The 20,648-nt window shown below is 54.0% G+C and carries 19 protein-coding genes; 6 read left to right on the top strand and 13 right to left on the bottom strand.

What is annotated here, in order from left to right; genetic code table 11:
• Positions 1 to 101: 101 nt before the first annotated feature.
• Genes O5O45_RS31285 through O5O45_RS31275 form a run of 3 tightly spaced genes read left to right on the top strand, consistent with a single transcriptional unit; the run spans position 102 to position 3,093 of the window.
• Positions 102 to 1,250, top strand: a complete 1,149-nt coding sequence (locus tag O5O45_RS31285) for a TRAP transporter substrate-binding protein (protein ID WP_305903156.1) — start codon at positions 102 to 104, stop codon at positions 1,248 to 1,250.
• A complete protein-coding gene (locus tag O5O45_RS31280) occupies positions 1,247 to 1,768 on the top strand; it encodes a TRAP transporter small permease (RefSeq protein WP_305903155.1) in 522 nt (173 codons plus the stop codon). Before O5O45_RS31285 ends, O5O45_RS31280 begins: the two co-directional genes overlap by 4 nt.
• A gap of 17 nt (positions 1,769 to 1,785) precedes the next feature.
• A complete protein-coding gene (locus tag O5O45_RS31275) occupies positions 1,786 to 3,093 on the top strand; it encodes a TRAP transporter large permease (protein WP_305903154.1) in 1,308 nt (435 codons plus the stop codon).
• A 5-nt stretch (positions 3,094 to 3,098) separates the two neighbouring features.
• On the opposite strand, the gene O5O45_RS31270 is transcribed toward O5O45_RS31275, so the two are convergent.
• The 7 genes from O5O45_RS31270 to O5O45_RS31240 all read right to left on the bottom strand — a co-directional run bounded on the left by O5O45_RS31270 (position 3,099) and on the right by O5O45_RS31240 (position 9,863).
• Positions 3,099 to 3,878, bottom strand: a complete 780-nt coding sequence (locus tag O5O45_RS31270) for a crotonase/enoyl-CoA hydratase family protein (protein ID WP_305903153.1) — start codon at positions 3,876 to 3,878, stop codon at positions 3,099 to 3,101.
• Between the two features lie 149 nt (positions 3,879 to 4,027).
• Positions 4,028 to 5,080 (bottom strand): DUF2156 domain-containing protein, encoded by a 1,053-nt coding sequence (locus O5O45_RS31265; RefSeq protein WP_305903152.1) that lies wholly within the window; start codon positions 5,078 to 5,080, stop codon positions 4,028 to 4,030.
• Between the two features lie 238 nt (positions 5,081 to 5,318).
• On the bottom strand, positions 5,319 to 6,569 hold the full coding sequence (nhaD, locus tag O5O45_RS31260) for a sodium:proton antiporter NhaD (protein ID WP_305903151.1): 1,251 nt from the start codon (positions 6,567 to 6,569) through the stop codon (positions 5,319 to 5,321).
• Between the two features lie 194 nt (positions 6,570 to 6,763).
• Entirely contained in the window at positions 6,764 to 7,510 is a 747-nt protein-coding gene (locus O5O45_RS31255) for a tRNA pseudouridine(65) synthase TruC (RefSeq protein ID WP_305903150.1), read from the bottom strand.
• Positions 7,511 to 7,650: 140 nt separating this feature from the next.
• Positions 7,651 to 8,619, bottom strand: coding sequence for a hypothetical protein (locus tag O5O45_RS31250; RefSeq protein ID WP_305903149.1), 969 nt, complete (start codon positions 8,617 to 8,619; stop codon positions 7,651 to 7,653).
• A 301-nt stretch (positions 8,620 to 8,920) separates the two neighbouring features.
• On the bottom strand, positions 8,921 to 9,322 hold the full coding sequence (locus tag O5O45_RS31245) for a PaaI family thioesterase (RefSeq protein ID WP_305903148.1): 402 nt from the start codon (positions 9,320 to 9,322) through the stop codon (positions 8,921 to 8,923).
• A 40-nt stretch (positions 9,323 to 9,362) separates the two neighbouring features.
• Positions 9,363 to 9,863, bottom strand: coding sequence for a hotdog fold domain-containing protein (locus O5O45_RS31240; RefSeq protein WP_305903147.1), 501 nt, complete (start codon positions 9,861 to 9,863; stop codon positions 9,363 to 9,365).
• A 48-nt stretch (positions 9,864 to 9,911) separates the two neighbouring features.
• Between O5O45_RS31240 and O5O45_RS31235 the strand changes: the two genes are divergently transcribed.
• Together O5O45_RS31235 and O5O45_RS31230 are read left to right on the top strand one after the other, a co-directional pair.
• Positions 9,912 to 10,505, top strand: a complete 594-nt coding sequence (locus O5O45_RS31235) for a TetR/AcrR family transcriptional regulator (RefSeq protein WP_305903146.1) — start codon at positions 9,912 to 9,914, stop codon at positions 10,503 to 10,505.
• Positions 10,506 to 10,578: 73 nt separating this feature from the next.
• Complete coding sequence (locus O5O45_RS31230) at positions 10,579 to 11,802, top strand: coiled-coil domain-containing protein (protein ID WP_305903145.1); 1,224 nt, start codon at positions 10,579 to 10,581, stop codon at positions 11,800 to 11,802.
• Between the two features lie 11 nt (positions 11,803 to 11,813).
• On the opposite strand, the gene O5O45_RS31225 is transcribed toward O5O45_RS31230, so the two are convergent.
• The 3 genes from O5O45_RS31225 to O5O45_RS31215 form a co-directional block, all read right to left on the bottom strand.
• Positions 11,814 to 12,224 carry a hypothetical protein gene (locus O5O45_RS31225; RefSeq protein WP_305903144.1) on the bottom strand — a complete coding sequence of 137 codons (411 nt, stop codon included), beginning with the start codon at positions 12,222 to 12,224 and terminating at the stop codon, positions 11,814 to 11,816.
• A gap of 264 nt (positions 12,225 to 12,488) precedes the next feature.
• A complete protein-coding gene (locus O5O45_RS31220) occupies positions 12,489 to 15,098 on the bottom strand; it encodes a M9 family metallopeptidase (protein WP_305903143.1) in 2,610 nt (869 codons plus the stop codon).
• A 530-nt stretch (positions 15,099 to 15,628) separates the two neighbouring features.
• Positions 15,629 to 16,765: an acyl-CoA dehydrogenase family protein gene (locus tag O5O45_RS31215; protein ID WP_305903142.1), complete on the bottom strand. Its 1,137-nt coding sequence runs from the start codon at positions 16,763 to 16,765 to the stop codon at positions 15,629 to 15,631.
• 179 nt (positions 16,766 to 16,944) lie between these two features.
• Here O5O45_RS31215 and O5O45_RS31210 point away from each other — a divergent pair, with 179 nt between their 5' ends.
• Positions 16,945 to 17,436: a HugZ family pyridoxamine 5'-phosphate oxidase gene (locus O5O45_RS31210; RefSeq protein WP_305903141.1), complete on the top strand. Its 492-nt coding sequence runs from the start codon at positions 16,945 to 16,947 to the stop codon at positions 17,434 to 17,436.
• Positions 17,437 to 17,473: 37 nt separating this feature from the next.
• Here O5O45_RS31210 and O5O45_RS31205 read toward each other — a convergent pair whose 3' ends face one another.
• The 3 genes from O5O45_RS31205 to O5O45_RS31195 form a co-directional block, all read right to left on the bottom strand.
• Positions 17,474 to 17,800: a YdbL family probable chaperone protein gene (locus tag O5O45_RS31205; protein WP_305903140.1), complete on the bottom strand. Its 327-nt coding sequence runs from the start codon at positions 17,798 to 17,800 to the stop codon at positions 17,474 to 17,476.
• Between the two features lie 77 nt (positions 17,801 to 17,877).
• Positions 17,878 to 18,069 carry a YnbE family lipoprotein gene (locus O5O45_RS31200; RefSeq protein ID WP_041598940.1) on the bottom strand — a complete coding sequence of 64 codons (192 nt, stop codon included), beginning with the start codon at positions 18,067 to 18,069 and terminating at the stop codon, positions 17,878 to 17,880.
• A gap of 74 nt (positions 18,070 to 18,143) precedes the next feature.
• Positions 18,144 to 20,645 (bottom strand): YdbH domain-containing protein, encoded by a 2,502-nt coding sequence (locus O5O45_RS31195; RefSeq protein ID WP_305903139.1) that lies wholly within the window; start codon positions 20,643 to 20,645, stop codon positions 18,144 to 18,146.
• Between the last annotated feature and the right edge of the window lie 3 nt (positions 20,646 to 20,648).

Raw genomic sequence — 20,648 nt, 5'->3', positions numbered from 1 at the left:
TCAGATTGACGGGGCTCACGACATTACTTTAATGTAGAACCTGCAGCGCTAAAGGGGTCGATAGCGCGCTCATTCTAAGAACTGAGTTGGAGAAGGAAGCCATGCGATCACACGCCGTCATGCGACTTGGCGACGCCCTGCCTGCGGCCGGGGCACATAAACAACCCAAACTTACCTCTAAATTTCTAACCCTGCAGGCGATCTCATTCGCCGCCACTACGCTTTTTTTAGCGACATTACTTTTCACTACACTGCTTTTCCCTGTTTTTTCCCACGCGGCGGAAATCACGTTGCGGATGCATCATTTCCTGCCGGCGACCTCTCTGGATCAAGAGGGCTGGATGGAGCCTTGGGCGGAAAAGATTGAAAAGGAATCCGAGGGACGCATCAAAATCAGCATCTATCCCTCCATGCAGTTAGGGGGCAAACCACAGCAACTGTTCGATCAGGCCAGAAACGGCATCGTCGATATCATCTGGACCCTGCCCGGCTATACTCCCAGCCGCTTTCAGATGACCTCGGTGTTCGAACTTCCTTTCGTGGCCTCGTCCGCGGAAGCGACCAGCCAGGCGTTTCATACCTTTATCGAGAAATATGCGCCAGAGGAGTATCAGGATGTGCACGTGTTGTCCCTGCATACTCACGCCGCCGGATCTTTTCATATTCTCGGCAAGCCCATTGAACAGATCGCCGATTTGGAATCCCTGAAAATCCGCGCCCCCACAAGGGCTTCCGGCGAGGCCCTGCGCCTATTGGGCGCCACCGCGTTATTCATGCCTGCGCCGGAAGTCCCCCAGGCCATTTCCAAAGGGGTCATCAACGCGGCGTTGTTGCCGTTCGAAGTCGTACCTTCGCTGAAGCTGGACGAGCTGGCTGAAAGCCATACTCTGCTCAGCGGCGCCCGGGGTCTGTACACCGCCACCTTTATTCTGGCGATGAACAAGAAGAAATATGATTCCTTGCCCGAGGACCTGAAAGCCATTATTGATCGTAATTCCGGCATCGCATTGAGCAAACAGATTGGCAAGGCGATGGACGATTTCGAGAAAGTGGGAATAGCGCTGGCCAAGAAAAACGGCAACCGTTTTTATTCCATCAAGGCGGACCAATTGAAGGAGTGGGAGAAACGGGTGGCGCCAGTGCGGGAAGACTGGGTTGCTAAAGCGAACGCCCAAAACAAGAACGGCGAATATCTGCTGCAACAGGCTGAGGATCTGGTTACTCAATATGAGAAGTCGCGACAGTTATGATTGCGCTGTCGACGTACCCCACCTTGCGCCAAAGCGTCCGCACTGCTGACGCCTGGCTTGCTATCGCGGCGCAGTGCAGCGCTTATCTCAGCGGCGCAGCGCTGGTCGCCATCGTCATGATGGTGACCCTTTCCGTGTTCGGACGCTGGTTGTTCGGAACGGCGGTGACGGGCGATTTCGAGATTGTCGAAATCGGCGTCGCAACCGCGATTTTTTATACCTTCCCCGCCTGCCAATACGGCTATAAACATCTGGCGGTGGACCTCCTCGTCAAGCGTCTCCCCTTAGGGCTGGAGAAGGCCGCCTGCATGATCGCCGAATGCGCGCTTTGCGCGATCTTCGCGTTCATCGGCTGGCGCCTTGTGCATGGCGCCGAGGAGTTCTTTTCCTACGACGAACAAACCATGATCCTCGCCATCCCGTTAGGCTGGGTGCTGCTCGCCTGCGCGCCGCCCTGCTTTCTGTCGGCGCTGATCGCCGTGAGTAACTTATTGCAGAAATTAGTCACCGATAAATAGCCAAGGACAAGGCCCTTATGGATGATCTGTACATCGGCGTAATCGCCTTCGCCTCGCTGCTCGTGTTGATTTTTCTGCGCATCCCGGTGGCTGCGGCCATGCTGTTGACAGGAGCGGCGGGTTACACCGCCATCCTGGGCTGGGATGCGTTGATGAATCATTTTAATTCCGGCCCTTTCTACCGGTTTTCCTCTTACGATCTCGCCGTCATTCCCATGTTCCTGCTGATGGCGCAATTCGCGACTGTCGCCAACCTCAATAAAACACTGTTCAGCGCCTGCAACTCCTGGTTCGGCTCAGTGCGCGGCGGGCTCGCGATGGCCTCCATCACCAGTTGCGCTTTCTTCGGCGCCATCAGCGGCTCTTCCCTGGCCACCACGCTGACCATGTCGAAAGTCGCGCTGCCGGAAATGCAGCGACATGGTTATTCCAATCAATTGAGCGCCGGCGTGCTCGCCGCCGGCGGCACCCTGGGGATACTGATTCCACCGTCCATCGCGCTGGTGATCTACGCCCTGCTGACGGAGCAGAATATTTCCAAACTCTTTATCGCCGCCGCCGTGCCGGGCATTATCGCCACCATCGGCTATTTGCTGGCGGTGCAGGTGTACGTGCGTCTGTTTCCCTCCGTTGGACCGCAAACCCACAAGGCGTCCGCCGTAGAAAGATTGTCGGCGCTGCTGCGGGTAACGCCAGTGCTGGCGATCTTTCTCGGCTTGTTGGGAGGGATATACGGTGGCGTGTTTACCGTCACGGAGGGCGCCGCCATTGGCGCTTTCGCCACCTGGCTGCTGGCTCAGCTCAAGCGCCAGCTCAGCAGGCAGGCGATGATGAAGATCTTCAAAGAAACCGCCATCACCACCGGCCTGGTGTTCTTCATCATACTGGGGGCGGACCTGTTCAACTCCGTGATCGTTCTCTCCAACATACCCAATGCCTTCGCTGACGCCATTACCTCCATGCATCTGAGCGCCACGGCGGTGATCATCATTCTGTTGCTGATCTACCTTGCATTGGGATGTTTCCTCGACAGTATGTCGATGCTGCTGCTCACCGTACCGATCTTCTTCCCGGTAGTGATGTCGCTGAACTTCAACATGCCGCCGGAACACACCGCCATCTGGTTCGGCGTGCTGGCGGTGGTGGCGATTGAGATTGGCCTGATCACGCCGCCGGTGGGCATGAACATCTTCGTGCTTAAATCCCAGGCGGAGCATATCAATCTGGTCGAGTGCTACAAAGGCGTGACGCCCTTTATCATCGCCGATGTACTGCGCCTGGCGATTCTGGTGGCCTGGCCCGGGATTGTGCTGATATTTCTTTAAGCGCGTTATCTGCCTTTAAAAACAGCGTCGCGTCGCTCCAGAAAGGACGCGATGCCTTCCTGCATATCTTCGCTGTTCATCAGGCCTTTAATCTCGCTGAACAACTGCGCTTTGGCGACCTCTTCTCCTTGTAGACGCGCCAGCTTGGAGGAAACCAGACTGCCCTGTACGCCAAGAGGCGCCGCGTTGGCGATACGCTCAGCAATATCCAGGGCCTTTTCGAATTGCGCTCCTGGTTCGACAAGCTCTTGCACCAGCCCCCACCGATAGGCGTCCTGGGCGGTCCAGACGTCGCCGGTTAACAAATAGCGTTGCGCATTCGCCCAGCCGATTTCCTGTTGCAGACGCAGTGTGGCGCCGCCGCAGGCGAATAAACCGCGCTTCACTTCCAGCTGCCCGAATCGGGTATTGTCCGCCGCGATACGCACATCCGTGTTCAGCATCATCTCCACACCGCAGGTGTAGCAGTACCCCTGCGCCGCCATCACTACCGGTTTACGCAGCGGTTCGCCGCTAATGAAAAAGGGATCGATTTCTCCTGCGCTTAATGTCGGCGGTTGTCCTGTCGCAAACGTTTCAGCCCAGTCGTTCAGCTCCAGACCTGAAGTGAAGTGGTCTCCCTGCGCCCACAATAAACCGACTCGCAAATCAGCTTCGCGCTGGAGTCGTCCATACGCCGCCGCGATGTCGTGAAACATCGCCACTGTCAGGGCGTTCATTTTTTCCGGGCGATTAAGACCGATTAACAGAATATGCCCGCGCTTCTCCACGTTGACTAATGACATGAAAATTCTCTCCTGAGTGATGGTTGAATTCCTTCTGCGCCGCACATGCCAGAAAGACTATAACTCACTTCAGTATCATCCTCGTCGCCGCTTTGCGAGCCTATTGTCTACATCGACGAATTCTGGGCTGATCGCGCCATCAACGGATTTTAGCGTCCCAGCACTCCTGTGCCCGCCATCAGGCTCCATAGCAATCGTGGAGGGAAAAGGTCTTTATACGCCAGATACCATTTACACTCTTCTCCACGATAGCGGGTTTTGTGGTAAGCCAGCGGCGCAAAAGCGTAAAGTCCCGAGCCGTTACGATACAGCCACTGACCAAGACGCCGTAACAACGGGCTTTCTCCCGCTATTTCCTGCAAGTCATGCAATGGCGCAATCCCCAGAGAGAGTCGCGGCACGCCTTCCCTGCGAAACTGCTCAATCGCCTGCAACATGGTGTAGTCCAGTAATCCCGCCGGCCCAACGCCAGGCAGACAACGCAAAATATTGGCGCAGTATCCAGTGACCGCGCCTTGCGCAAAGTATGGATCGAAGTAGATGTATCCCAGCAACCGTTCCCCCTGAAAACAATAGAATCGACGCGTCAGCCACTCATCCCTGTGCTGTGGGGGACGCGTCAACAAACGTAGCTCACTGCGCTTCACTGCCTTCTGCTTTAACCAGCGTTGCGTGATCGCCTCCACCTCCTCTGCATCCACCTGCGCGGCGCGCAGCTCCTCCACCCTCAGCCCGTAGCGAGATCCCAGGTTGGCGGCATGGCGCAACTGCTTCTTGTATTTGCCACGTACGCAAAAGTTCTGAAGGGAAACGCTGAACTCCACGCCCATTTCATTGATCACGTATCCCTGCCGCATCAGAACCTCCGCCACTTTACTCTCAATGCCGACAAACACCGCAGGGCGCTCGCGCGATGCTAAAAAACGATTGAGCAACGACGTCAGGTTCTGATCCGCGCATACCGGATTGTTGAAGACCACATCCACCCCACCCTTCCACCGGTTTAGCGGACAGTAGCTGACAAAGCCATGTTGAGGGGAGCCAAAAAACTGCACCCCAGGCTGAAAACTGAAGTAAGCGCTGGATTGGGATCCATGTTGCAGAAGCAGATGGCGTCGCTCCAATGCAGAGAGCGGCGACTCCCATGAGACAGGATCAAAAGCGGGTTCCGCATAGATCACATCGGAAAGGACAGGCTGCATAGACGCCCCCGTTTAACTGTTGTTCTTATAGGCTCCGGCGAGCTTAACAACTGCGTTGACGGGACAAATCCGCCTTTAGAAGGAGCGGGCGGCGCAAGGCCATGAACCAATCGACAGATTTTGATGAACAGGAAACCTGATCAGGCGAGTAAGAGTAAGAAAAATAGAAGACGTGAGAGGTGAAATGAACAGAAAAAAACAACGCCGGAGAGCGATACAGCGCTCTCCGGCGCGAGTATTACATCGCGTAATACGCCAACATATAAACGCCAGCGTAACCGACGGAATAGGCGCCCAGCAGCGCAGGCACGTACTTGGCGTAACTGCCGAAAGTCAGGCCGCGAACTTTGGACATCGCCACAATCCCCGCCGCAGAGCCGATAACCAGCAGAGAACCGCCAACGCCTACCGCATAGGTCAGCCCCATCCACTCCGCTTTGCTCATCGTGATGCCGGACTTGAGCAGCGCCGCCGTCAGAGGCACGTTATCGATACACGCGGACAGCAGTCCCATCAGGTAGTTCGCCACCAGCGGCGACACTTGCGAATACATGGCCAACAAGGACTCCAGCACATGCACTTCTTTGAGCACGCCAACCAACAACAGAATACCCAGGAAGAACAGCAGGGTTTCAAACTCGATAACGCGGATGTATTCCAGAATCGGATCGTTCTCGATGTCGTCGTTAAAGAAACGCGCCACCAGGAACATGGTTGCAAGACCAAAGAGGAAAGTCAGAACAGGTGGAATCTGGTACACGACATTAAGAACGATGGTGCCCAGAATTGTCGCCAGGAACACGCCGGCGATGGCGATATCAACGCCGCGCACGTCAGTACGGTGCTGTTGCACGATCACATCGCCGGACAGACCGAAACTCAACACCGTCGCCATGAACATGACGGCGACGAAAGAGGGAATACTGAGCAGCAGCAAATCCAGGATGTCGACTTTATGCTGCAGGAAGATCATCAGAGTGGTGACGTCGCCAGTGATCAGGGCGACGCCGCCGGAGTTAACGGAGAATACCACCAGAGCGGCGAAGCGCAATGTCTTGGCGGTGTCCATTCGCAGGGAAAGAATCAAGGTGACGGAAACCAGCGTCGCAGTGATGTTATCGGCGAGAGAGGAGAAAATGAAACAGAACAGACCCGTTAGAAATAAAAGCTTGCGCTCCGATACCCGTTTGGGAAGAAACAGGTAAATAAGGTTTTCAATCATTCCCTTTTTGTTGAGATAGGCGACGAAGGTCATGGCCGCCAAAAGGAAGAGCCAGAGCCCGGCTATTTCGGCGATGTTGCTTTCCAGTCCGTGAATGACCGCTTCTTGATGTTCGGGGTCGCCGCTATTGAATGCAAAGAGTAGAATCCAGGCCAGTGCGCCAAGGAAAAGGGTGATTTTGGCTTTGTTTACGTGAATCACCTCTTCCAGGACCACGCCTAGAAGAGCGAGAACCGCCAAGCCTATCACCGCGTAATTCAACCACATAACAACAATTTCCTCTTTATTGGAAAGTCTTGATCGCTCCGGCCGCCGACGCCTGGCGATGAAAAAATGGACAATTATTGGAATCAGGCCCCCAATCGACCATACGCACTGTTACTCACAGGCAGGCGGGAATATCAGAAAATGACGCAGGCGGGCGTATTACCCAGGGAGCGCGCCAATGATACAGGTTTTGATTAATTTATTCGCCACTCCAAAGGTGTCGAATTTAACCAATCCAGTGACTCCAACAACCGCAACAGCTCTCCCGTCACTGGCGCGCAGATTGTCAGCGGCTCGCCGTTATGGGGGTGAGGCAAACGCATTTCCGCCGCATGCAATAGCAGACGTTGCACGCCGAATTGCTCGGCGAAGAAGCGATTATGCACGCTCTTTCCATAACTGGTGTCGCCAATCAAGGGATGCGACAGCGATTTGAAATGGCGACGAATCTGGTGTCGTCTGCCAGTTTGCGGATGTACTTTGACCAGGGAATAACGCGCAGTGGGATAGCGATCCACCGCATAAGGCAGCTCACACGACGCCAGACGCCGATAATCCGTTACCGCCGGCTGCTCCGGCTTGTCCTTGCTGACGTTACGATCGCCTAAACGGTCCCAAGGCTCTTTTAACGGTTTATCTATGGTCCCTTCTTCTGCGGGAACGCCGCGCACAATCGCCAGATACGTTTTATCTACGCCCGACTCCCAGAACTCGCCGCATGTCTTTGCAGTATCGGAATCCAACGCAAACAGGAGAACGCCGGAAGTCGGCTTATCCAGACGGTGCAACGGGTACACCCGACGCCCGATCTGATCGCGAAGCAGCTGAATCGCAAACCGAGTTTCATGGCGATCGATCTCACTGCGATGCACCAAGAGACCGGAAGGTTTATCAATGGCGACGAGCCATTCATCTTGATAAAGAATGCTGAGCGGGGTCAAAGTCCGCCATCCAGAATATTGTCAGAGGGTTATTGGCGCGCTCCAGTTAAGGGACTGAGCGGGTTTAATCAGGTCTAACAAACAGGGACCGCACTATGCGGCCCCGTTTGCTATGGAAGGCGTCTTCCTCTCGACGAAGCTTATGCTTCGGAGCTGGGCGTGGAAGGCGCCGCCGGCGCTGAAGTTGGCTCAGTCGTCGCTTTTGGCGCTTCTGGCGCTGCTTCCTTCACTGCTGGCGCAGCCGGTTTCTTGGCGGCGGCTTTACGCGGCGCCGCCGGCTTTTTAGCTGCCGGCTTCTTGGCGGCAGGTTTAGCAGGCGTCGCTTTCTTAGCGGCGGGCTTTTTAGCGGTAGTTTTAGTTGCAGGTTTTTTCGCTGCTGGTTTGGCTGCCGTTGTCGTTGCGGTTTTGCTGTCCGCTGCCGCCGGCTTCGCATCAGCAGTTTTGTCCGCTGCGCTCTTTGCAGCTACGGCCGGTTTAGCAGGCTTAGCCGCAGGTTTCTTCGCAGCAGGCTTTTTAGCGGTCGTGGAAGTTTTAGCTGCGCTCGACGTCTTCGCTGCAGGCTTTTTAGCGGCTGGCTTCTTGGCTGCGGGTTTTGCAGCAGCTGTTTTAGCCGCAGAAGCTGTGGAAGCGGCTTTGCTGGCGGCGGCAGGCGCTTTCTTGGCGGTCGTCGCAGCGGGTTTCTTCGCGGCAGGCTTTTTGGCTGCAGCAGGTTTCTTCGCAGCAGGCGCCTTAGTGGATTTGCTCGCTGCCGGCTTAGCGGCGGCCTTAGGTTTGGCGGCTGCCGGCTTGGCGGTTTTGCTGGCCGCGGCAGGCGCTTTACCAGCAGGCATAATGGCTTCCAGCATTTGCTTTTGGAAATCCAGCACAGCGGCGAATCTCGCTTCGAAATCTTTCTGCCATTTATGCATGTTGTCGATCTGTTTCTTTTGCAGATCTTCAATGCGGGCGAATACTTTTTTCAAAGACTGATCCGCTTTCAGGTCAGCTTCAGCCTTAGTCACCCATTGGCCCACATGAGTGTTGAGTTTGTCTTGCGCGCTGCGCAATTCCTCAATAGCCTTGTCAAAGAGCCGATCAAGGCCGATTTTGCCTTTTTTGCTGGTCGCCATCTTGTCACCCCAAATTAATTAAGCAAAGGAGAGAGGAAACACTTCCTCTTTAAATGTAATCGGAAAGTACAATTTGTCTAGAAAACGCCCAATAAGAATGCGTTTTTTCTATCTTTTTTTCGCGAAAAAAGATACTTCCGCACCTTATATCAAGCGATAGTTCAATTGACTGGCAAGTATGTACAAAAAAAGATTTGAGGCAAGCGATTATTCGCCTGAGAGGTCGATTTTACGTGATTTATTCACAAGTTAGGCCGACTAACGCGCCGCCGACATCACATCGTAACGGCGCATCAATGTCTCAGACTTTACCAAGTATGGTTCCCTGCGCGGAAGCGCACAGAAGTTCTTCCTCATCATTCAGGCAGTATATTTCACAAGTGCAGCACACTACTTTTTTACCAGAAGTTTCCGCCTTCGCTTTGGCGACAAGCCGCTGTCCCTGCGCCGGTCGTTGGTAATTAATTTTAAACTCCACCGTTAAGGCATCGCCGAACAAACTGCCTCCTGCAAACGTCAGCGCGTTATCCGCCAGATAGCTGATGACGCCGCCATGCACATATCCATGTTGCTGCAAAAACTCTGGTTTGATGTCCAACTCCAGATGCGCGAAGCCCGGTTGCAGACTCGCCAGTCGGGTTCCCAATAAGCGGCTGAAAGGCTGTTCACTTAAAATCTTGTTTCCGATCTGCATGATGTCCATGTTACGCCTCCTGATATGGTTAGCAGCTCATTGTTAGCAGCTAACGATGTTGATCTTTCTCACTCAACCACATGGTGATCACTGCGCGGGACACTGCTTCGCCGTCCGCATTTTTCACCATGACTTCCACCTCATAATCTCCCAAAGTTAAGGCCTTTGGATCAGCAATCACTGCTGTCGCCACCAGATCCGTGGTCGCTTTTTTCAGGTACTCAATCTGCATACCTTTGGGAATCCAACGCAGGCGCGACGGCAAGGACGCCTCCATCAGCGTTCCTGCGCACAACTCCGCCAAATTGCCCATCGCCAGCGCGTGTACAGTTCCCAGATGGTTGCGCACACTGCGACGGTTCTTGATCTCCCACTCGGACAGTCCTGGTTTTAGCTGCCGTATACACGGCCGAATGCTGCTAAAATAAGGAGCTTTAATGCACAGTGCGCGGCTGAACAGCCAGGCGCCCAAAGGAAGACGCGCAAAAGAGTGATATAAACGAAGCATGGAACTCACCTGTTCCGATGGATCAGCCACTGCGACAGTCATAACAGCCTCCAGATAAATTAGAATTTTATTCTAGAATATTGTTCCAATATGAAGATTTCAAGCACCCGCTCCAAAAGTCGCCGTGATGATATTCTCAATGCGGCGTTAAAGTGTTTCACCCAAAACGGCATCGCTGCGACCACCATCGATATGATCCGCGCGGAATCCGGCGCCAGCGTGGGCAGCGTTTACCACCATTTCGGCAGCAAAGAAGCTATCGCCGCCGCCTTGTATATGCTGGGTATGGAAGATCACTTCGCGCAGCTAAAAGACGCCCTCGCCGAATGCGAAACCGCCGAAGAAGGCGTGAAGTCCGTCGTGCGTGTATATATAGAATGGATAACGCAGAATCCGGAATGGGCCCGCTATATTTTCGGCTCCAGAGGCGAAGCGCTCAGTGAAGAACAGCAACAGAAACTCAAACAGGATAACAAGCGACACTTCACTTACCTGAAAGACTGGTTTACGCCTTATCTCGAAAACGGCCAGATTCGCACCCTCCCCTTCGATCTCTATCATTCCCTGCTGATAGGCCCTGCGCAGGATTACGCCCGCCACTGGCTGGCCGGTCGCGTAAAAAAACCGCCGACGCACTATATCGATATCTTCTGCGACAGCGCCTGGTCTTCATTAACGCCCTGAGCACAAGGGCAAGTTCCCGGGCATTGGCTACACTGTTTATAACAGTTTGATAAATAAGCCGGAGCCTGGAGCAATGCAAAGTAATGATGAACGGGCCCTGGAGCGCAAACAGCGCTCACTCGATATGCGCGAGCAGAACCTGACTCGCAAGGAGCAGGCTCTGACCCGCCAGGAAGAGCAGTCCAAACAGCGCGCTAAAAGCAATGATGAAAAAGCCAGCGACTTGCGTGACAAAGAACAGGCGCTGAAAGAACGCGAACGCAGTATGGAAGAGCGCCAGCGTGACATTGATCAGCGTATGAAAGAGGTGGAAACGCAATTAGCGGCGCAGCAGGCCGCAGCGCAAGCTGCCAGGAAGGGCGGACGTCTGCAAGCCTTGCTGACCGTTCCGGCGATTGTCATCTTCGTCGCCGTCGGTTATCTCGTATTCCAGTTGCAAGAGCGCCAGCAAAGCGTACGCGGCGAACTGGATAATCTGTTGACGCAAGCCCAACGCCTGACGACAGCTCTTACAGAGTCAGCGCGACGTAACGAACAGCTTAATCAAAGCCTCAGCACCAGTCGGGCGGAAGCAAGTAGCGCTGGCGCAGAACTACAGGGGTTACGCAAAGAAAAAGCGCAATTACAGCAAGAAAAATCCACTCTACAAAATAACCTGAGCGCCAACGAAACCAAGACACGCGAACTGACACAGGCCCTGACCAGTGCGCAAAATGAATCCGCATCGCTGCAGCAACAACTGCAAGACAAAGCGTCGGAAAACGCCGAATTAGCAAACAAGCAAAAAGAGTTAGAGAGCACCCTCGCCCAGCAACAAGAACTGATTCAGCAGCAAACCGCCCGCATCGAAACACTGGCCAGTGAACTCGCCGATTCAGCCGCGTCTTTACAGCAAGCGACGGATGCGCTGGAACGCAGTAACGCTGATATCGCCGCCGCGAATGAGCGCGAGCAAAGCCTTACCGCTCAATTAGAGGAAGTAAAAACCGCGCTGGCGGCGCAAAATACCCAACAACAAGAAAGCGCCACCGCCCAGGCGGCGCTGGCGACTCAAGTCGAGTCATTGACGGCGCAAGTAAAAACACTGGAAGCATCCAACGCCAAATTGAGCCAGGAAAACGCAGCGTTGACTCAAGAGAACACAACGTTGAGCAAAAATCTGGCGGGTAAAAACAAAGAGGTGGAATCCCTGACAAATCAAGTCAAAACCCTGCAGCAGGAAGTCACCGAATCGCGTGAGGCGCCCAAGCCGGAAGCTCAGGCTCCAATGGTCAATTCTGACGCCGGCGTGTCCTGATTCAGGCCAGTTCAATGAGTACGGCTGGACCAGTAATCCATTACGCCGACCAGCATTAATGCAGGATTTTCTATGTCTTCGCGGCTCGCGGAGAGGTACTCAGCCAATGCATTGGCGGCGTCAAACATCAACGCTTCTTCTTCGCTGCTGAGCTGGCGCGCATTGGCGCTCTGTATATCGCCCGCTTCCAAATACACTGCGGCTTCGCGAGTGGCGCCGTTGACATTGACGCTGACCTTGACCAATTCGTCCCGCCCCAGAGAACTGGCGAATTCAACGCGGTCTTCTCCTACCTGATAAGCGCCAGAGAACGACTTATCGGAATCCACTTCCACCGTGAGATTTTCCTGCGCCTGAACACTGGCCGCGAAAAAACCGGCTAGTATTAATCCCAGAGCCGCACCTTGCAGTGTGTTCTTCATAACGCCTCCCGAATTGATTCCCCTGATTACCATTCAGCCAATTACGCAGAGTTTAAAACATCCGTTTGAAACAGTCGTTTTATGCGCTGTAAAGAACTGTAAAACCTTGCGGTGAAGCTTATATGGAAAAGAAGGGAGCCGTGACTATTCAGGCCGGTTCAACAATGCGGAAACAAAAAAACCGGGCGCAAGATACGCCCGGACAATAAGGAAGGGTGTTCAAGCTTGCCAGCGCAGCCAGGGTGACTGCGCTGGCGGCTTCAACTACCGTAGAGTCAGCTGCAGGTTAACGCCGCTGTATCCACCGTCGGTTTCCAACCACACATGGTAGTAGGTTCCGACATTAGGATTTCTCACTACGATTCTTTCGTTGTTGCTGCGTCTGGCGGACAAGTCATCGTAAGTGTTGGCGTCTGGCCAGCCTGCGTTACGCACATACAGATCGACATTGCCGCGACCGCCCCAGGTGTTCAGCTCAAAGGTGCGGGTTCCCGCAGGAACAAAGAACCAATAATACTCGCCATGAGTCGATTCCAGGTTGCTGCGCGGTTTGCCGCTCAGCAGCTCAGGACCCTCAGATGAGTCGCCGCCATCATCGCCGCCGGTGTCGCCACAGTCGGTTGGCGCGTCATTCAAGCCCACGGTCACACACAGATCACTGTATCCAGAGGTGGAGGTCAGCAGCACATGGTAATAAGTACCGCCTTCAGGTGAGGAAACCTGGATGCTGTTGTCAGCATTACCGGAAGTGGACTTCTGGTCGTAATCTGTCGTCGTCGGCCATCCGTCGTGCTTCACATAAACGGACACGTCGCCATTATCACCGCGGGTCAGCAGATGCAGCAGATCCGTGCCGTGAGGCGCGAACATGAAGTAATAAGCCTGGCTGCCTGCGCCCGCAGTCAGTGACTTGGGCTTGCCGGGCTCCAGTGCGCGCGGATCGTCGGAACCGTCGTCGCCACCGTCATCACCGCCATCGTCGTCGCCGTCATCACCACCGTCGTCGCCGCCATCATCGCCACCGTCATCTCCGCCATCGTCGTTGCCTTCCAGCACCGCCGCCAGCCAGTTGGCGAAGTGCTCGTCGTAACGCTGACCAGTCGAGTTCAACCAGGCTTCGAAGCTTTCGTAATCACCCGCTCTGAACCAGGACAGAATCTGGGCGGTGTCCGAAGGACGTTGCTCCAGCATGTAACGAGCGGACCAATAGCCCCAACGATAGATGCGATCAACGCCATCGTCGTAGGTGTTGCGCAGGATTTTAGACAGCGCCACTTTCTCGCGACGAGCTACGTCTTCCGCTCCGGGGTTGTCCTTCAACTTGGATACGTATTCCGCCAGACCTTCCGTCCACCATACGGTGGGAACCTGCATGCCGGTATTGAAATCGCCGTACAGGTCAAAGCGTCCGTCCAGGTAATGCGTGTACTCATGCTCCAGGTTCCAGACCCGGTGCTCGCCCGGGGCGTAATCCGCCTGGTAAGCGATAAAGCGCGCCTGATTGTTAGGATCGGAAGGAGTACCTTCCAGATACATACCGCCATTGTTGGTGTCTATGCCAAACAACAGCCAGCCGAAATCGCCGTATGCGCCACTGTTTTTAAACACCACCAGTTCCAGCTTGTCGTTGAAGTCGTCAGCGACCGGCTGTTTATTGGTCTTCAACATGTCGTGAAAGATTTCTTCGCGCATGCCCAGCGTTTCACAGGCGGAGGCCAGCTCTTTGGAGGACATCGCCTGGGCGTTCACGGTAATCGTCGGACTACAGTCGTGACGAACGGTAAGAACCACTTCTTTGACCCGCTCTTTCACGTTACATGCGTTGTATTCGCTACAGTTTTCCGGGTCGTTGAATTCCACAGCCCCAGCCAGCAACGCCCACATGTTCACGGTATCGGACGCCAGCGGGTACTTATCCATTAACGCGCCAATCCAACCGCCGACCGCCTTACGCGTACCGTCGTACTGCAGGAAACGGCCCAGCTCTCTGGTGGCGTTGAGCACCAGGTAACTTCTGTCGTCGTTCAGCCATGCGTCATTCTTCATAATGAAGTCATACAGCGCTTTGGCGACGCGGGAGTCGTTGGCGACTTTTTGTTTGAAGTCATCGTAGCCATGGCCACGGAAATAAATAGTGAAGAGACTGTTCAATGCGCGGGCGTATGCATCTTCAGTCGCGGCTTTGTCTTGCAGCAGTTGCAGCCAGTAGATGGTGTCGTAAACGAAGACGCCCTGGTTCAACGAGCTGTCCACCAACGTCAAGGCTTCACCCATGACCGATGCGTTTTCCCGCTTATGCAGGTAGTTCAACGCACTGTTCATGAACGCGGTGATCGCCGTGGCGGCTTGCTGCTTCAGGTTGTTGCTGTAATCGCCTACTTCATCGGAGTGATACCATTGCACGAAGTAACCGGCGCGCATGTAGAGAATCAGCTGCTCCATACCTGTGGTGTTGTCACCCTGGTAACGGCTTGATTCAGACGCCATCGCCTGCGCGACTGTAATCATCTTGCTTTCCTGGAACAGATTGCGCGCCAAATCCCCACGCGCCTGAAACAGGTCGTTGATACATCCCATATCGGATTTCTGGATGGCCTGGGTCAATGCAGACCCGGAGAGAGATGCCAAATCCTGAGGATCGCAATCCGCTGCAACCTCTTTCGCGGCCATCATCATGAAATCCTGACGGATTCTGGTGGGCGTCATCACTGGCGGTGGAAGCTCAGCCTCATGCTGAGAAGGAATGGCGTGTTCGTGAACTTCTATAGGACGGCTGTTAGACGCGCCCTGCACTGGCGGTAGGGAAGCCTGCGCGGCGCTGGCGAGTAACGCAGTCCCAATAAATACCCCAACTTTTCTGTTCTTATGAAACATAAGTCAGCCCTTTTTGTAGTTTGTATCTTCGAGCGGTGGCCCAAAGTCCTTTAGCATTTTCGATAGAGCGGAAAATGCTATGCATATAACCTTAGACCCACATGGCCGGGCATTCTATTAACGTTGTTAATTTCTTTGTATCGGTCAGGCCGTCTAGCCCTAGGACTAGTCCGTTACCCCTAGTGGATAGTACACAACCAACCTAACCGGCATGAGATTGGAGACGCATTGATCTTAAACGTTAAAGCCGCAACCGGCTGAGCCTCACGCGTGGTAAGGGGAGACAGAGAAGAAGGGAAAATCAGGAGCCTGACTGCAGACGAAATTATCAGGCTCCAGGGAAGGACTAGACTGTCCGAGGCTTACTTATTAATACGCACCATTTGAGTGATGTCATACCCATTACAGGACGAACCATCTAACCGAATTGTGACGGACTGCCCAGTTGTCAGCGCAGATAAGGCAATCTTCGCGCAATCCTTCTGGGTGCTGAGCATATTTCACAATATATCCAAAAATTGAACTACCACTCACAAAGACCGAGCCACTATCTCCTTCATGATCTCATTCGTGCCGGCGTAGATTTTTTGCACTCGCGAATCGGCCCAGGCGCGGGCGATGGGGTATTCCCACATGTAGCCGTAACCGCCGTGGAGTTGGACGCATTCGTCCATGACTTTGCATTGCAGGTCGGTGGACCATTGTTTGAGCATGGCGGCGGTGGGTACGTCGAGTTTCTTGTCGAGATGGAGTTCCAGGCAGCGGTCGAGGAAGACTCGTCCGGCGGTGACTTCCGCTTTGAGTTCGGCGAGTTTGAAGCGGGTGTTTTGAAACGCCATTAGCGGTTTGCCGAAGGCGTTGCGTTCTTTGCAGTATTTGATGGTCAGGTCGAGGGCCGCTTCGCAGGCGGAGATTGCGGTGATGCCGACCAATAGCCTCTCTTGCGGCAGCTCCTGCATCAGGGCGATAAATCCACTGTTTTCAGCCCCCAACAGGTTTTCCGCTGGCACCATGACATCCTGAAAGAACAGTTCAGAGGTGTCCTGGGCTTTCATACCCACTTTTTCCAGATTCTTGCCCTTGCTGAATCCTTTCCAGTGACTCTCCACCAAAAACAGACTGGTGCCTTTGGCTCCCTCTTTCGGGTCCGTCTTGGCGACCACAATCACCACATCAGCATGTTGACCATTGGTGATAAAGGTTTTGGAGCCGTTCAGGACGTAATGGTCTCCGTTTTTCACCGCTGTGGTTTTTACGCCCTGTAGATCGGAGCCTGCGCCAGGTTCCGTCATGGCGATGGCGGACACCATCTCCCCGGTCGCCATTTTGGAGAGGTAGTTTTTCTTCTGCGATTCAGTTCCATAGTGAAGGATATAAGGGGCCACAATATCCGAGTGCAGCCCGAAACCAATGCCGGATAATCCCAAATGGGAAATCTCTTCGGAGATAACCGCACTGAAGCGAAAGTCCACGCCAGAGCCGCCATATTCTTCCGGCATCGTCGGGCATAAATATCCCATCTCTCCCGCTTTGTTCCACAGGCCTCGATCCACCTGTCCGTCCTTTTCCCACTGCAAATGAAAAGGGGTCGCTTCTTTTTCCAAAAACTTGCGAAAGGAATCTCTGAACTGCTCCAGGTCGCTATCGAAAAGTGCTCTCGGTATCATGACCGTCTCCTGTTGTTATTCTGTGTGGAGGTTTTCCATGGTGTGAATATGGATTCAGTGTCGCAATTACGCCAGGACCCACCAATAACGAAAAGTTTCATTTTGACTGACGAAAACAGACAGTTTGCGGCTGGGCGAAACACCTGATTCGTTGGATTAACCCTAAGAGGAAAACAAACTTGTCAACAGAGACGGAATCACTAAGGGCGGAAATAGAGGCGCTGATCGAACGCTTTAAGACGGCGCAATTCGCCTGCGTCAATGAAAGCAACGAACCGCTGGCGAGCTATGCTCCATTCGTCAGACACAATGGAGATTTTTACATCTACGTCAGCGCGCTGGCGCCCCACACCGCCTGCCTGAAAACGACTCCGATCGCGAGTCTGCTGTTTATAGAAGAGGAGCAGGCTAGTCGGAATCTATTCGCCAGATTAAGGTTGATACTGCAGTGCTCCGTAACGGAGGTCGGTCGCGATGGCCAGGATTATGAAGTCATGCTCGACAGATTCGCCGACAAATTCGGCCCGACTATCGCCATGCTGCGTCAGTTGCCGGACTTTAGCTTATTGAGGCTGGAGATCACCAGCGGTCGTTTCGTGAAAGGATTTGGAGCCGCGTATACCGTGACGGATAAAACGTTTAGCCAGCTCCAGCAAATAACAGGGAAATAGAGGGATGCATATCGCCGCTATTTCCCTTGCGGGGGGATTAAAGCTTCTCTTTCATTACCCAGCCGCCGGAACCTTTTACGTAATCTTTAGGGCCGGCTTTCTCGATGAGCAACTTACCGGCTAATTTGCCGACTTCGTCTACAGAGATGCCACGCTCCGCTGCAATTTTTGCGTACTTCTTGCTGCGTTTATCGTTGGTTTCCGACACCAGCGCGTTGACCTCCGCGCCAGATTTTACTGCGCCCAAATAGCCGTCAGCCTGCTCACCGACCAGGCCCTTTGCTTTGGCTTCGTCTAAATCCAAGGCCCACACGGGCATGCTGATAAACAGACTACAAAATAAAGCCAGAATGATCTTTTTCATACAGAAATCCTCTCTCGCGCCTCTACACATAGGTATGCGGTCGTTTGGTTACTTTTATCGCAACGTAGGGGCGCTGCTTAGAACAAATCATCTTCTTCGGAAAAGAGCTTCTCGAGATCCTTCTCAACCTTCACCCTGATCTCATGCTCAATTTTTACATTGAGGTTAATCGTGATGGGCTTGTCAGGCACCGCCACTTCAACCCTTGGAGCACATGCGACGATAAGCGGTAAGCATAACGCACACAGTATTGAGTTTTTAGTATTCATCAAATAACTAAGCCTTATTTACTTCAGTTAACTATAGCAACCGTAGCTGAACATAAACTGAACTGTCGCTACGGTTAATAAGTCCCTTTTTCCAACTTTTTCTGAATAGAGCCAGGGACCAATATGCTCCGCAGATTATCAATGATATTGGTTTGCAGATTAACGTTCAGCGCAATAGGTGCGCCGGAGTACCGTTTGTTCGCGCTCTTGCCCGCTAATTGAATGTCGAACAACAGAACCCCATTCTGTTGGTAATCCACCCGACTGACCAGAGAATTGTAGTTAAAGTTCTCCAGCGCATCGACAGCAAACTGCAGACTGGGGTTGGCGGCGCTGAGCGCTCGCCAATAGTCCACATCCACCAGATTTATCGAGCCGGACGACTGTGCGGCGATCTGTCCGTTGTTGGCGGTGACGCCGCCATCTTTTATGGAAATAGGCAGCAGTCCGGCAATACGGCCGCTGGCTTTAATTTTATCGCTTTCCAGCGCAACCAGCTTACCCAGGTCCAGATTGGATACTTCCACCCAGAGGTCAGAGTGGGTCAACGGGCATTGTACTTTCGCCGGTTGCACCAGCCTCGCCTTGCCATCAAAAAGTCCGATGGAGGCGCGATCCAATTGCAGATCGCATGTGAGTCCCTTGGCGTATTCCACCCTACCGGAAACATCCGCCGCCACATCGCTTGCTTGCAACATTTCCGCCGCCTCAACCGAAGCAACAGTAAGACGCAGCGGCTGAGTAAAAGAAGCGGCTTGTCCGGTGAATTGCACATCGGTGGTCAGACTAACGCCTTTCGCTTTAATTTCTTCGTAGGTCGCTCCCCAATTGGACAGCGAGACATTCGAGCGCCCATCAATCGCCAAAGCGTCTTTCATTGACCAGTTCACGGCGCCGCTGGCGGAGACCGTTCCAAGACTGACCGTCAACGCATCTGGAAAAGCGGCGATATAGGTTTTAATAAAGTTGAAGTTCGCTAATTTGCCTTCGACATCGTAAGACAGCCAACCTTTCTTTTCCGCTGTCCGGTAAATCACTTCGATTGGGCTGCTCAGCCCTAAAGCGCTCAACTCTCCTTTATCCAGCGCAATACGTTTGTCGTCCGCTTTCACTCGGCCCACCAAGTTCACTTCTGTACTTTGGCCCTTGTGAGACAGGCTGACTTTAGCCTTAGCGTCCGTAGCCAAGCTCCAGGAAAACACGGGGTTACCCTGTCCCTGCTGAGTGTTGGGGGCTCCCGTATTAACCGACAGTGCAGTCCTGCCAAGCTCGATGTTTCCGTCCTTGAGCTCCATTGACGCGTCTTGAAGCGACCAACCGCTCCAAGCGATACGGGCGCCTTTTTTAAGATTCACCTGGATATCTGTCCCCAACTTAACTTGCCCATCCAGCGCCAGCTCTACCTTTTGCGGGTATTTGGGGTCGGTCAGGGTTGCATCGGTTTGCAGTATTGCGGCCACAGTCTTTGTCGCCGCAGCGTATTGCAGCGTCGCCCTCGCATTGAGCTGCGGTTCCGTGTCCAACGCAGATTTGGAGCGTAGCTCCAGTTTCAGTGCGCTGGGACAACTCGGCTCCGCGGAAAGTTGTTCACAACCCACCGCTTCCAGCACGCTTACCTGCCATGACAAAGGTAGCGATGGCGCGGACTCTGGCCATTGAGGGATATCCACAAGGATGGTCGATGGCTGAATGACGGCGGTCTCTGGCGCCGTCGCTCCGTTGAGTTCAATCTCCGTTTCGCCGGAAATCTTGATATCCTGCTGTGCCAGTTGCGTTTGGAACTTGGGCTTGATGTTGAACGACCAAGGCGCGCTGCCAATGACATCCGGAAATATCAGCTGTAAAGCGCCAGAAGTCTGCAACGAGGTTATCGACTCTTGCGGCATTCGAATTGTAGCGAGAAACGCAGCCCAATCCGCTGAATGCTCCCCGCTAAAACGCCAGGCGCCGTCATCGCCCAATTCCCCCTCAACGCTCAGCGTCATGCGTTGATCGCTCGCCAGACTGAGAGAGAGGGATGTGGGCGCCACCCAATTTAACGACAAGGACAATGGCGCATCCTGATATTGGGTTTGGGCCTGTAGATCCAGCCCTTCCTGCGTCCGCTCCAGAGACAGGCTGGCGGTCAGCGTCTGGTCGCCAGCCGGCGTTTCCAGCTGCTCCACCTCAACCGTGAGAAAGGGGATTCGTTGCGCCACACTGTACAGCAAGGCGCTTACCGCCACCGGCGTACTCTGGTCTGCGGCGCTCTTCTCCGCTGGCGTATAGACAATCCGCTGTGCTTTCGCAGTCAGTGATTCTTCAATTTTCTGACAACAGCGCCAGCCGATTTTGACGTTTTCCCCATAGACGATGGCTCCGCCATCCAGACCGAGTTCGACCTCCCGTAAGCGCCAGCCTCCCCAACCGGGACGACCAATTTCCAGCTTGCGGATGTCCACGCCGGCGCGGCCCGCCAGCTCCTGCGCCAGAGGCGGCAGCCATTGGGGCGCAAACCACCAGGCCGCTCCCGTCAAAATACAGAGCGTCAGCAAGGTAATCAGGCCGCCCCACGCCAGCCGCTTGCGCCACGTCATCGA

It is taken from the genome of Hahella sp. HNIBRBA332, from assembly GCF_030719035.1.
Classification (GTDB): domain Bacteria; phylum Pseudomonadota; class Gammaproteobacteria; order Pseudomonadales; family Oleiphilaceae; genus Hahella.
The sequence above is the reverse complement of the archived record's forward strand: the minus strand, read 5'-3'. Positions and strand labels throughout refer to the sequence as shown.